This is a genomic window from Brachybacterium sp. GU-2 (assembly GCF_030866705.2).
Classification (GTDB): Bacteria; Actinomycetota; Actinomycetes; order Actinomycetales; family Dermabacteraceae; genus Brachybacterium; species Brachybacterium conglomeratum.
Genome location: NZ_CP133037.2, coordinates 2796962 through 2809037, shown reverse-complemented (window position 1 = coordinate 2809037; position 12076 = coordinate 2796962). Strand labels below are relative to the sequence as shown.

Sequence of the window (12076 nt, the reverse complement as noted above, 5' to 3'; positions counted from 1 at the left end):
ACCTGTCAGCATGTGGGAACGCCGCAGGCCCCGGGCTCGTCACCGCTGCCGCACCCCTTGCCGAGACCTCTTCCGCGCACCCCCTCACGGGCCCCGGATCACTCCCCGAGGAGCATCCCGCGCGCCGCTGCGCCGTCGACGGCGGCGTGGCCGACGCCTCACTGCTGCAGGAGCTGCGCGGCGTGAGGAGTGACACACCGAGCGTGTGGTTCATGCGTCAGGCCGGGCGCTCGCTGCCCGAGTACCGGGCGCTGCGGGAGGGCACCACGATGCTCGACTCCTGCGTCCGCCCCGACATGGCCGCGGAGATCACGCTCCAGCCCGTGCGCCGCCACGGCGTGGACGCCGGGATCTTCTTCTCGGACATCGTCGTCCCCGCCCGCCTCGCCGGGCTCGGCGTCGAGATCCGCTCGGGCGTCGGCCCGGTCTTCGACCATCCCGTGCGCACCGAGGCCGACATCGAGGCGCTGCCTCCGCTCGGCGACGACTACGAGGAGGCGCTCGCCCCGATCCGCGAGGCGGTGCGCCTGACCGTGGCGGAGCTCGGCACCACGCCCCTGATCGGCTTCGCCGGCGCCCCCTTCACCGTCGCGAGCTACATGGTCGAGGGCGGTCCCAGCCGTGACCACCTGCGCACCCGCGCGCTGATGCGCTCGCGCCCGGACCTGTGGGAGCGCCTGGCGACCTGGGTCGCGGAGCTGTCGGGCCGCTTCCTGCGGGCCCAGGTCCTCGCGGGCGCCTCCGCGGTGCAGCTGTTCGACTCCTGGGTGGGAGCGCTCGGGCAGGAGCAGTACCTCGAGCACGTCCAAGCCCATTCCGCGGCCGCGCTCGCCCACGTCGCGGACCTCCCCGTGCCGCGGATCCACTTCGGCGTCGGGGCCGCGCACCTGCTGCTGCCGATGCTCGGGGCCGGCGCGACCGCGATGGGCGTGGACCACCGCCTGCGCCTGGACCGGGCGCTGGAGGTCCTCCCCGCCGGCACCCCGGTGCAGGGCAACATCGACCCCGCGGTCCTGTTCACCTCGGAGGAGGCGCGCTTCGCGGAGGCGCGCGGCGTGCTCGAGGCGGGTGCCGCGGCGGCCGGGCACGTGGTGAACCTCGGCCACGGCGTCCCGCCGGACACCGACCCGCAGGTCCTCACCGATCTGGTCGCCTTCCTCCACTCCCAGCGCGTCGCGCGCGCCGCGGAGGCGCCCGAGGCATGAGCGCCCGGATCCTCGTCGTCGGCGGCGGCCTCGCGGGGCTGCTCGCCGCCCGACGCCACCAGCGCGCGGGACACCGCGTGGTGCTGCTCGAGGCCGAGGACCGCCTCGGCGGCGCGGTCGCGGAGCTCGCCCTCCCGGGCGCCGGCGACCTCGCCCTGAACGCGGGCGCGGAGGCGTACTCGACCGCCTCCGGCGCGGTCGACGCGCTGGTCGCTCAGCTCGGGCTCGCGGACCGGGTCGTCGCCCCGCGCGAGGGGCTCGGCAGCCGGATCGTCTCCGCCGCCGGGGTGCACCGCGCTCCGGCCGGCGCCCTGCTCGGGGTGCCCGGCCGACCGCTCGCCGCCGACGTCCGCGCGGTGCTCGGCTGGCCGGGGGCGCTGCGCGCGGCGCTCGAACCCCTGCTGCCCGCCCGCGTCGGCGCACGGCCCGGGGCGACCGTCGCCGAGACGGTGGGACGCCGGATGGGCCGACGGGCGCTCGAGCGGCTCGTCGCCCCGATCGTCGGCGGGGTGCACTCCGCCGATCCGGCCGAGCTCGAGCTCGCCGCCGCCTCCCCGCAGCTCGCGACGGGCCTCTTCGAGCACGGCTCGCTGGTGCGGACCGTGCGCCGCCTGCGCGGCGGGGGACGACGGGGCGGCGCCGGCCGCACGACCGGCGCGAGCGCCGGGACCCGTGTGCACGCCCTCGCCCCGACCATGGCGGCCCTTCCCGCGGCGCTGAGCGAGGAGCTGCTCGCCGCAGGCGGGATCGTGCGCACCGGCGTGGAGGTCACGGGCCTGGACCGCGAGGGCGAGCCGTGGCGGGTCCGCACCGCCCGCGGTGAGCAGCTCGAGGCCGACCGCCTCGTGCTGGCCTGTCCTCCTGACACCGCCCGCGCCCTGCTCGCCGTGGCCGCGCCGGAGATCGCCGAGGCGATCCCGGAGACGCCGTCGGCCGCGGTGCGGCTGGTCGCCCTGGTGCTGGACGCCCCCGCCCTGGACTCCCATCCCTCGGGGACCGGGGCGCTGGTCGCGCCGGGCACCCCGGGTATCCGCGCGAAGGCCCTCACCCATGCGAGCGCCAAGTGGGAGCACGTCGAGCGCGCGCTGCGCGAAGCCCTCCCGTCGGCCGCCTCCCCGCACCTGGTGCGCCTCTCCTACGGCCGTCCCGGCGAACAGCTGCCGGGGCGGGAGGAGATCGTCGACCTCGCCCTCGCCGACGCCTCCGCGATCCTCGGCACCCCGCTCACCCGCTCCCGGCTCGCGGACTGGGCCGTGATCGACTGGGACCGGGCGATGCGCCGGCCCCGGCCCGGCCACCGCGCCGCCCTCGACGCGCTCGCGAGTCTGCTCGAGGCGCGGGACGACCTCGAGCTCGTCGGCTCCTGGCGGGCCGGCACCGGCCTCGACGCGATCGTCCGCGCCGACGACGCCCTCGCCGCCGCTGCGCAGGCCCCGCAGACCACCCCGATCTCTCCCACCGCTCCCACGGAAGGAACCCCACGATGAACGACGCCGCCGCCTCGACCCCCGAGGAGATCGCGCAGACCACCCGGTACACGAGCTACACCGTGTTCCGCCGCCTCTCGGGCCTGACCGAGGACGGCGAGCTCACCGCCGCCCAGGTCGCCGAGGCGCTTGCCCAGACGATCCCGCTGATCGAGTCTGCCAGCGATGGAGGAGTCGAGATCCTCGGCTTCTACGACGTCTCCGGCTTCCGCGCCGAGGACGACCTGATGCTGTGGCTCGCCGCCGAGGACCCCGAGGCGCTGCAGCGCGGCCTGCGCGAGTTCGAGCGCTCCCTGGTCGGCACCTGGCTGCACCGCGAGTGGGCGTCGGTCGGCGTGCACCGCATGGCCGAGTTCGCCAAGGGCCACGTCCCCTCGTTCATGGTCCCGAGCTTCGAGCGGAAGCAGTGGATCACCGTGTACCCCTTCGTGCGCAGCTACGAGTGGTACCTGCTGCCCGACGAGGAGCGCAATCGCATGCTGCGCGAGCACGGCCTGCTGGGCCGCGACTACCCGCAGGTCAACGCCAACACCGTCGCCGCCTTCGCACTCGGCGACTACGAGTGGCTGCTCTCCTTCGAGGCCGATGATCTGCACGACCTCGTCGACATGATGCGCCACCTGCGCTACTCCGACGCGCGCCTGCACGTGCGCGACGAGCTCCCCTTCCACACCGGCCGCCGCCTCGAGGACCTCGAGGACGTCGCCGCACTCCTGGCCTGATCCCGGACGCCTCCCTGCCCGCACGACCTTCACCGAGGACCACACCATGACCGACACCACCACCCAGATGCCCGCGCCGCGCAGCGCGGCCCCCGACTCCCCCACCCATGCGCGTCGCGGCGAGGCCCGTCCCTTCGACGCGATCCTGTTCTCCTCCTTCGGCGGCCCCGACGGGCAGGAGGACGTCATCCCCTTCCTGCGCAACGTCACCCGCGGGCGCGGGATCCCCGACGAGCGGCTGGAGGAGGTCGCGGGCCACTACCGCGCTCTCGGCGGACGCAGCCCGATCACCGAGCAGAACGAGGCGATGATCGCCGCGCTCGAGGAGGAGCTCGCCCGCCGCGATGTGGATCTGCCGATCTACTTCGGCAACCGCAACTGGGCGCCCTACAACGCCGAGGCGGTGCGCGCTCTGCACGCCGACGGCCGCCGCCACGCACTCGGACTCGTCACCAGCGCGTACTCCTCGTACTCCTCCTGCCGGCAGTACCGGGAGGACTTCGGCATGGTGCTCGAGGAGACGGGTCTGGCCGGTGAGGTCACCATCGACAAGGTCCGCGTCTACTTCAACCACCCCGGGTTCCTCGCGCCGGTGGTCGACGGTGTCGAGGCCGCCCTGGCGAGCCTCGCCTCCGAGGGCCACGACAGCGAGCGCATCGCGGTGCTCTTCTCCACCCACTCGGTGCCCACGGCGATGGCCGAGGCCTCCGGGCCGGAGGAGACGCGGGTCGAGGGCTCCGGCGGATGGTACGTCGAGCAGCATCTCGCCGCCTGCCGGTGGGTGATGGACCAGCTGCACGACGACGCCCCCGAGCTTCCCGACTGGCAGCTCGTCTACCAGTCCCGCTCCGGGGCGCCGCACATCCCGTGGCTCGAGCCGGACGTCAACGACGTCATCGCGCGGATCGCCGAGGAGGACTCCGCCGACGCGGTCGTCGTCGTCCCCATCGGCTTCGTCACCGACCATGTGGAGGTCGTGTGGGACCTGGACACCGAGGCGAAGGAGACCGCCGAGGAGAAGGGCCTCGCCTTCCGCCGCGTCGCCACCTCCGGGGAGGATCCCCGCTTCATCGCCGCCCTCGCGGATCTCGTCCAGGAGCGGCTGGACGAGTCCTTCCCGCGACGGGTGGTCACGGATTTCGGGGGCACCCCGGACGTGTGCGGGGTGAACTGCTGCGTAGGACGCATCTGCCGTCCCACCACCAGCGCGGTGGACTCCGCGTCGGACGTCGAGCGGGCCCGGGCCGAGCGCCGCGCCACGGCCGGCGACGGCCAGGCGGGCACAGGATCCCTCTCGTGACCGCGTCCCCGCTGCGGATCGGCACCCGCGCCTCCGATCTCGCGCTGACCCAGTCCGGGCACGTCGGCGCCGCGGTCGTGGAGGGCACCGGGCACGAGGTCGAGCTGGTGCACGTGAGCACTCATGGCGACCGCGACCGCATCAGCCCCCTCGCCCAGATCGGCGGCACCGGCGTGTTCGTCACCGCCGTGCGACAGGCCCTGCTGGACGGCGAGGTCGACGTGGTGGTCCATTCCTGGAAGGACCTGCCCACCGCGCCGCTGGACGAGATCACGCTGGTCTGCACGCCGGAGCGGGAGGACCCGCGCGATGCCCTGTGCGCTCGTGACGGGATGACTCTTGCTCAGCTCCCGGCCGGGGCGCGGGTGGGCACCGGCTCCCCGCGACGCGGCGCGCAGCTGCTGCGGGCGCGGCCCGATCTCGAGGTCGTGGGGATCCGCGGCAACGTCGAGACCCGGCTGAACCGGGCGCTCGGGACGGAGGCGGACCTCCATGCCGTGGTGCTCGCCGCCTCGGGGCTGCTCCGCGTGGGCAGGGAGGCCGTGATCAGCGAGCTGCTGCCCGTCGAGGTCATGCTTCCGGCCCCCGCCCAGGGCGCGCTCGCGGTCGAGGCGACCACCGCCGCGCTCGCGCAGGCGCCCTGGTTCGCCGAGCGTCTCGCGGCGGTCGACGACGCGACCACCCGCGCCGCGGTCACGGCGGAGCGGTCCCTGCTGCGGGCGCTCGAGGCGGGCTGCTCCGCCCCGGTCGCCGCGTACGCGGAGCTGGAGCCGGGCATGGATCCCGCCGCCGCGCAGGTCCTGCGCCTGCGCGCCCTCGCGATCCGTCCCGACGGGACGCATGTCGTCGAGGGCGAGGCCCGGGTGGACCTGGACCTCGCCGCCGATGCGCTCTCCGGGCCGGGCTCGATCCCGGTCGAGCTCGGCCAGGAGCTCGCCGCGGACCTGCTCTCCCGCGGCGCCGGCGAGATCCTCGCGGAGGTCCGCGCCTGATGCCCTCCGCAGAGATGGCCTCCGCCCCGCCCCGCGCCGCCCGGCCCGTGCTGATCACGCGCCCGGCGGGGCGGGGGAGCGTCTCGCGAGCCTGCTCGAGGCGGAGGGCCTCGCGGCCGAGCACGCCCCGCTGACCCGCCTCGTCCCGAGCAGCGGCGAGGAGCTCGAGGCCGCCCTCGCGCAGCTCGCCGCGGGCGCGTTCACGCATCTCGTGGTCACCTCCCGCACCGCCGCCGAGGTCCTCGCCGGGGCGGAGGCCCCTTCCGTGACGGCGATCATCGCCGTCGGAGGGGGCACCGCCCAGACCCTGCGGGAGGCGGGCCTCTCCCCCACCGCCGTGGCCGACGGCTCCGGTGCGGCGCTCGTCGCCGCGATGCCGCCCGCCGCCCCGGGCGACCGAGTGCTGCTGCCCGCCTCGGCCGCCGCCTCCCGCACCGTCCCCGAGGGGCTGCGTGCGGCCGGCTACGAGGTGGTGGAGGTCGAGGCCTACCGTCCCGAGCCCGTCGACCCGCCCCCGGCGGTCGCGGAGTCCCTGGCCGCCGGGCGGTACGCGGCGATCGTGCTGACCAGCCCGATGATCGCCCGACGTGCGGCCGAGCTCGGCGTGCACCCCGCCACCGCGGTGATCGCCATCGGCGACCCGACCGCCGAGGCCGTCCGCGCCGCCGGCCTCGGCCCCCTCCACCAGGCCGTCGCCCCGACCGACGAGTCGCTCGTCGCGGCCGTCCTCGAGGCGCTCGACGCGGCGCCGCACGAGACGCCCCCGTCGAGCCCCGCCCCTGCGGGCCCCGCCCCGTCGGCCGCCCACCCCACGCACCCCCGATCGAAGGAGACCCGATGACCCAGCCGACCCTCCCCGGACCGATCGACCGCCCCCGCCGCCTGCGCAGCAGCGCCGCGATGCGCTCCCTGGTGCGGGAGCACGCCCTCCGCCCTGCCGACCTCGTGCTGCCGATGTTCGTGCGCGAGGGCGCGAGCGAGAACAAGCCCGTGACCTCGATGCCCGGCGTCGAGCAGCACACCATGGACTCCCTGGTCCGCGCCGCGACCGAGGCGGCCGAGCGCGGCGTGGGCGGCGTGATGCTCTTCGGCGTGCCCGACCACAAGGACGCCGTCGGATCCGGCGCCACCGACCCGGACGGGATCCTGAACCGGGCGCTGGCCCGCCTGCGCGCGGAGCTCGGCGATCAGACCGTGATCATGGCCGACCTGTGCCTGGACGAGTTCACCGACCACGGCCACTGCGGCGTGCTCGACGCCGACGGCCGGGTCGACAACGACGCGACGCTCCTGCGCTACCGCGAGATGGCCCTCGCGCAGGCTGAGGCCGGCGCGCACCTGCTGGGCCCGTCGGGGATGATGGACGGCCAGATCGCCGCGATCCGCGACGCGCTCGATGCCGCAGGTCATCTCGAGACCGCGCTCTTCGCCTACACCGCGAAGTACGCCTCCGCCTTCTACGGCCCGTTCCGCGAGGCCGTGGACTCGTCCCTGCAGGGCGATCGCCGCACCTACCAGCAGGATCCCGCCAACGGCCGCGAGGCGCTGCGCGAGCTGGAGCTCGACGTCGCCGAAGGCGCGGACCTCGTCATGGTCAAGCCCGGCCTGCCCTATCTCGACGTGCTGAAGGACGTCGCCGCCGCCTCCCCCGTCCCTGTCGGCGCCTACCAGGTCTCCGGCGAGTACGCGATGATCGAGGCGGCCGCGGCGAACGGCTGGATCGACCGCGACCGCACCGTGCTCGAGTCGCTGCTGGCCTTCCGCCGCGCCGGCGCCTCGAGCGTCCTGACCTACTACGCGAGCGAGGTCGCGGGCTGGTTCCAGCAGGGCCTGCCCCCGCACCTGCGCGAGTTCGCCTGAGCCGCAGCCCGGTCCGCGCCCTCCGGCGCGCCCGCCGTGCCGCGGCCCGGCGGCGCATCATCGCCCGTCGTCCCCCGCCCCTCCCGAGAAGGAGCCTCGCATGACCCCCACGACCACGCTCTCCGCCGATCTCTTCGATCGCGCCCGCCGCGTCATCCCCTCCGGGGTGAACTCGCCCGTGCGCGCCTTCGGCTCCGTCGGCGGCACGCCCCCGTTCCTCACCAGCGCGAAGGGCGCGCTGCTCACCGACGCCGACGGCAACGAGTACGTGGACCTGGTCGGCTCCTGGGGTCCGATGATCCTCGGCCACGCCCATGACGGTGTGGTCGAGGCGGTGCGGGAGGCGGCCGGGCGGGGCCTGTCCTTCGGCGCTCCGCAGGCCGGGGAGGTCACCCTGGCCGAGGAGGTCGTGCGCAGGATCGGCCCCGTCGAGCAGCTGCGCCTGGTCAATTCCGGCACCGAGGCGACGATGAGCGCGCTGCGCGTGGCCCGCGCCGCGACCGGCCGCGACGTGGTGGTGAAGTTCGCCGGCTGCTATCACGGGCACGTGGACGCGCTGCTGGCCGAGGCGGGCAGCGGGGTCGCGACCTTCGCCATGCCGGGCTCGGCCGGCGTCACCGCCGCGACCGCGAAGGACACGGTCGTGCTGCCCTACGGCGACCGCGATGCCGTCACGTCCCTGTTCGCCGAGCGCGGCGGTGAGATCGCCGCGATCATCACCGAGGCCGCGCCCGCGAACATGGGCGTCGTCCCGCCGCTCGCCGAGGACGGCGTCGGCTTCAACCGCTTCCTCGCCGACACGGCGCACGCCGCCGGTGCGCTGCTGATCAGCGACGAGGTGCTCACCGGCTTCCGCGCGAGCCGCGAGGGGCACTACGGGGTCGACGGCCCGCGCGGCACCGGCGAGGACTGGGCTCCGGACCTGATGACCTTCGGCAAGGTGATCGGCGGCGGCCTGCCCGTCGGCGCCTTCGGCGGGCGCGAGGACCTGATGGGCCTGCTCGCCCCGGCCGGCCCCGTCTACCAGGCCGGCACCCTCTCGGGGAACCCGCTCGCGACCGCGGCGGGGCTGGCGACCTTCGCCGGGCTCGACGACGCGGCTTACGAGACGCTCGGCCGGGCCTCGAGGACGCTGCAGCAGCTGGTCGCCGACGCGCTGACCGCCGAGGGCGTCCCGCACGTGGTCCAGACCGCCGGCACCCTGTTCTCGGTGTTCTTCCGCGGCGAGCCCGTCACGACCTACGAGGACGCGAAGGCGCAGGACACCGAGGCGTTCACCCGTTTCTTCCACGCGATGCTCGAGGGCGGGGTGTACCTGCCGCCCTCGGCCTTCGAGGCGTGGTTCGTCTCCACCGCCCACACCGACGAGGTTCTCGACCGGATCGCGACGGTGCTGCCGGCGGCGGCGAAGGCGGCCGCGGGGGCCTGAGGTCCGGCCAGGGTTTCATGCGGTTCCGGCCATCCGTGGGTCGCGATGGGGAGTGCTCCCCACTCGGCCCACGAGCGGTCGTCCTAGCATCGGTAGCACCGCGAGCCCAGCGATGCCTGCCAGGGCGAGCCACCGCCGACCATCACGAGGAGCGACGATGACCCCCTCCCCCAGCCGCCGGAGACTGCTCGGCGCGAGCCTGCTGCCCGCGGCGCTCTCCCTCGTCGGCTGCGGATCCTTCGGCGACGGCGACGAGCCCTCGCAGGACCCGGTCACCGCCGACGGGCCGGGGAGGACGAAGGCGGCCGCGTCGCCGGATCGCTGTCTGTCGGACGAGGACGCGTCACGCCGGGAGCGCCCTGAGCCGCCCGCGCGCGCGGACGCCGGCCCGGAGAACGAGGCAATCCCGGACCGGCCTCTGTCGGAGTACGGACTGGCCCTGTTCGCGGGCGGGGAACGGATCGCCGCCCAGCAGACCTCGGACGCGCTGATGCTCGGCGAGTCGGACACCTTCGGGACCGTCGTGTGGAGCACCGCCGACGGCACGATCCTCGAACGGCTCGACAACGGGCTGGTCGGTGCGATCACCGCGGACTCCCGCGGACGGCTCGCGATCGGGGGCGTCACGACCGTCGAGCTCCGCGAGGCGGACGGCGAGGTGCTGAAGGCGCTGACCGGTGGCGAGGAGCCCTTCGGCCCGCGGATCGGGAATCGGGTCGGCGATCTCGCCCTCACCGCCGACGGCACCCGCCTCGTGGTGCTCGGCGCCGACGGACGCGTCACGATCTGGCACCTCGAGGACGAGACCTGCGAGGTCGAGCACGAGATCGCTGCGGAGCTCGGAACGGTGATCGCGCTCAGCCTCTCCCCGGCCGACGACACGCTCGCCCTCTGCGCCGAGGACGGCACGGTCGAGCTCTGGGACCCGCACGCCGGGACGCGGACGGGCACCGGGCCGGACCTCCCCGGGACGGTCGCCGGGCTGACGCACGCCGAGGACGGCACGCTGATCCTCGCCGCCGACGGGGAGCGCGCCCTCCACGCCCTGGCCCCGTCCGGAGAGGTGGTCACCGGACCGGCTCTCTCCGCGGAGGGCCCGTACTGGGTGGCCGTGGGGGCGGGGGGACGTGTCGCCGCCGTCGGCCGAGGCGACAACCGGGTCCTGCTCTGGGAGCGCGAGACCGACGAGACCGTCGAGCTCCCCGTCGTGCGCGGATCCGCCGGCCGGCTCGTGTTCTCCCCCGACGGCACGACGCTGTACAGCGCCTCCCCGTCCCAGGGCGTCGTCGCCTGGTCCGGCGGCGAGTCCTGGAGCAGCTTCGAGACGCCCTGACGCTCCGGACGCGTCGACCGACATGGACCTCTTGGCATGGACCTCTTCCGCCTCCACGGCTCTCGCACCTGACCAGCGAAAGGACGCACGATGTCCCTGAACGACCTCGTCGAGGCCTACGCCCTGGACCCGACGCCCGAGGGTCTTCACGACCTGCAGGCCGGGATCATGGCGGCTCCCCGCTACGACCCCCTGCTCTCCGTCTCCCGGGCGGTCGTCCCGCTGCTGCGCGCCGGGAAGCACCAGGAGATCGCCGACCTGATCCGCTCGTGGATGCCCGGCGCGCTCCTGAGCCCGTCCGCGCACGGCTATCTCGCAGGGGCGCTCACCGAGCTGGGCGATGCCGAGGCAGGCCGCATCGAGGCGAAGTTCTCCCGGCTCGCGCTCGACAGCATCGCGGCCTCGGGCAGCGGCTCCGAGGAGGAGCCGTGCTCGGTGCTCCGCATCGAGGACGAGTACGACATCCTGCGCGCCTCCTCGCAGCGCCCGACCGCCCAGCGGCAGGTCTCCGACGAGCGCGGACAGTTCGACGTCCACACCCTCGAGGACGGTGGCGAGGTGTGGTTCCGGCTGCTCTGGCTCGCCCCCTCGACCGCCGCGCCGGACGACCAGGCCGGAGGCGCCTCGCAGAGCTGAGCTCCGTCCACAGGGGAGGACTCCCCATGTCGCCGACCGCTGACGTCACCTAGTGTCGATCCCTGAACGGGACGAAGGGGGAGACCATGGGGTTCATCGGCATGGACACCGCGCAGGGCGAGGCCCATGCTGAGCGTCTGCGGGCTGCCGGCGAACGCCTCGAGGAGCGGCACGGCGTGCTCGATGCGCTCGTGCGGGCGAGCGAGACGATCTGGCGGGGGCCGGATGCGGAGCGCTTCCGCGCGGACTGGAGCACCGGCGCGTCTCGGATGCTGCGCGAGCAGTGCACCGCGCTCGGTGCCCTCGGCACACAGCTCGAGGAGGAGGTGCAGCAGCAGGAGACCGCCTCGCAGGGCGAACGCGGCGACGGTGGGAGCGGCGGGAGCGGGGCCAGCTCGCCCAGCAGTGCATCGGGACGTGGCCGCCGCGCCGGCGGCGGCGGGGACGGGAAGGTGAGCCAGGAGGTCGCCGACGCCTGGACCGCGATGGACCCGCCTGAGCAGAAGCGGGTCCTCCGAGAGATCGTCGCCCAGGAGCTCGAGCGCCAGGGTGTCGACGACGTGCCCGTCTACTTCGACGATCTGCCGGAGGACGGAGCCCTCGGCTTCTGGTACGAGTTCGACATCCGGCATCCTCTGCGCGGGGAGCACATCCAGATCGACGAGAACCATGTCTCCGACCCCGACTCGCTCAACACCGTCGCGCACGAGGCCCGGCATGCCGCACAGGACAACTGGGTCGAGGAGACCGATGGCCCGCCGGCATGGCAGTTCTGGCGGGATGACGACAGCGCAGAGGACTACGAGCGCATCGAGAAGGAGCACGGCGTCACGCAGGAGGAGATCGAGGCCTGGCGCGAGAATGACAAGGACTACGAGGAGGGGCCCACCGATGCACAGCCTCCCGACGACGCCCCGCAGTCGGAGAAGGACGCCTGGACCGAGGAGTACGAGGCGTACCGGGAGCAGCCGCTCGAGGACGATGCCTTCGACGAGGGCGACGAGTTCGCCGAGGACATCACTCTCGAGGAGCTCCGGCAGTACCAGCTCGATGCCGGCGTCCCGGTCATCTCGTGAGCGTCCCTGCGCTGAGGCCGCTCCCCGGCTCCCCTC

Annotated in this window: 11 protein-coding genes; all 11 read left to right on the top strand. The window is 74.5% G+C overall.

Going from position 1 to position 12076, the window contains the following annotated elements; translation table 11 throughout:
• Positions 1-146 precede the first annotated feature (146 nt).
• The 11 genes from hemE to RBL05_RS12680 all read left to right on the top strand — a co-directional run bounded on the left by hemE (position 147) and on the right by RBL05_RS12680 (position 12040).
• Positions 147-1205 carry a uroporphyrinogen decarboxylase gene (gene hemE, locus RBL05_RS12730; RefSeq protein ID WP_308739147.1) on the top strand — a complete coding sequence of 353 codons (1059 nt, stop codon included), beginning with the start codon at positions 147-149 and terminating at the stop codon, positions 1203-1205.
• Positions 1202-2692 carry a protoporphyrinogen oxidase gene (gene hemG, locus RBL05_RS12725; RefSeq protein WP_308739148.1) on the top strand — a complete coding sequence of 497 codons (1491 nt, stop codon included), beginning with the start codon at positions 1202-1204 and terminating at the stop codon, positions 2690-2692. Before hemE ends, hemG begins: the two co-directional genes overlap by 4 nt.
• Entirely contained in the window at positions 2689-3414 is a 726-nt protein-coding gene (gene hemQ, locus RBL05_RS12720) for a hydrogen peroxide-dependent heme synthase (RefSeq protein ID WP_308739149.1), read from the top strand. The genes hemG and hemQ overlap by 4 nt, the downstream gene beginning before the upstream one ends.
• Positions 3415-3460: 46 nt before the next feature.
• Complete coding sequence (locus RBL05_RS12715) at positions 3461-4714, top strand: ferrochelatase (protein ID WP_308739150.1); 1254 nt, start codon at positions 3461-3463, stop codon at positions 4712-4714.
• Positions 4711-5706, top strand: coding sequence for a hydroxymethylbilane synthase (hemC, locus tag RBL05_RS12710; protein WP_308739151.1), 996 nt, complete (start codon positions 4711-4713; stop codon positions 5704-5706). The genes RBL05_RS12715 and hemC overlap by 4 nt, the downstream gene beginning before the upstream one ends.
• The gene (locus RBL05_RS12705; protein ID WP_318603676.1) at positions 5600-6547 is read left to right on the top strand and encodes a uroporphyrinogen-III synthase; all 948 of its coding nucleotides are present in this window, start codon (positions 5600-5602) and stop codon (positions 6545-6547) included. Before hemC ends, RBL05_RS12705 begins: the two co-directional genes overlap by 107 nt.
• Complete coding sequence (gene hemB / locus RBL05_RS12700; RefSeq protein ID WP_308739153.1) at positions 6544-7566, top strand: porphobilinogen synthase; 1023 nt, start codon at positions 6544-6546, stop codon at positions 7564-7566. The genes RBL05_RS12705 and hemB overlap by 4 nt, the downstream gene beginning before the upstream one ends.
• Before the next feature lie 100 nt (positions 7567-7666).
• A complete protein-coding gene (hemL, locus tag RBL05_RS12695) occupies positions 7667-8995 on the top strand; it encodes a glutamate-1-semialdehyde 2,1-aminomutase (RefSeq protein ID WP_318603675.1) in 1329 nt (442 codons plus the stop codon).
• Between the two features lie 157 nt (positions 8996-9152).
• A complete protein-coding gene (locus tag RBL05_RS12690; protein ID WP_308739155.1) occupies positions 9153-10328 on the top strand; it encodes a WD40 repeat domain-containing protein in 1176 nt (391 codons plus the stop codon).
• Positions 10329-10418: 90 nt separating this feature from the next.
• The gene (locus RBL05_RS12685) at positions 10419-10964 is read left to right on the top strand and encodes a DUF4919 domain-containing protein (protein WP_308739156.1); all 546 of its coding nucleotides are present in this window, start codon (positions 10419-10421) and stop codon (positions 10962-10964) included.
• A gap of 86 nt (positions 10965-11050) precedes the next feature.
• Positions 11051-12040 (top strand): WXG100 family type VII secretion target, encoded by a 990-nt coding sequence (locus RBL05_RS12680; protein WP_308739157.1) that lies wholly within the window; start codon positions 11051-11053, stop codon positions 12038-12040.
• Positions 12041-12076 lie beyond the last annotated feature (36 nt).

Bases quoted from the DNA above. Each gene is read 5' to 3' on its own strand.
- hemG (WP_308739148.1), top strand. From the start codon at position 1,202: ATGAGCGCCCGGATCCTCGTCGTCGGCGGCGGCCTCGCGGGGCTGCTC.
- RBL05_RS12690 (WP_308739155.1), top strand. From the start codon at position 9,153: ATGACCCCCTCCCCCAGCCGCCGGAGACTGCTCGGCGCGAGCCTGCTG.
- RBL05_RS12680 (WP_308739157.1), top strand. From the start codon at position 11,051: ATGGGGTTCATCGGCATGGACACCGCGCAGGGCGAGGCCCATGCTGAG.
- hemQ (WP_308739149.1), top strand. From the start codon at position 2,689: ATGAACGACGCCGCCGCCTCGACCCCCGAGGAGATCGCGCAGACCACC.
- RBL05_RS12705 (WP_318603676.1), top strand. From the start codon at position 5,600: ATGCGCTCTCCGGGCCGGGCTCGATCCCGGTCGAGCTCGGCCAGGAGC.
- hemL (WP_318603675.1), top strand. From the start codon at position 7,667: ATGACCCCCACGACCACGCTCTCCGCCGATCTCTTCGATCGCGCCCGC.
- hemB (WP_308739153.1), top strand. From the start codon at position 6,544: ATGACCCAGCCGACCCTCCCCGGACCGATCGACCGCCCCCGCCGCCTG.
- RBL05_RS12685 (WP_308739156.1), top strand. From the start codon at position 10,419: ATGTCCCTGAACGACCTCGTCGAGGCCTACGCCCTGGACCCGACGCCC.
- RBL05_RS12715 (WP_308739150.1), top strand. From the start codon at position 3,461: ATGACCGACACCACCACCCAGATGCCCGCGCCGCGCAGCGCGGCCCCC.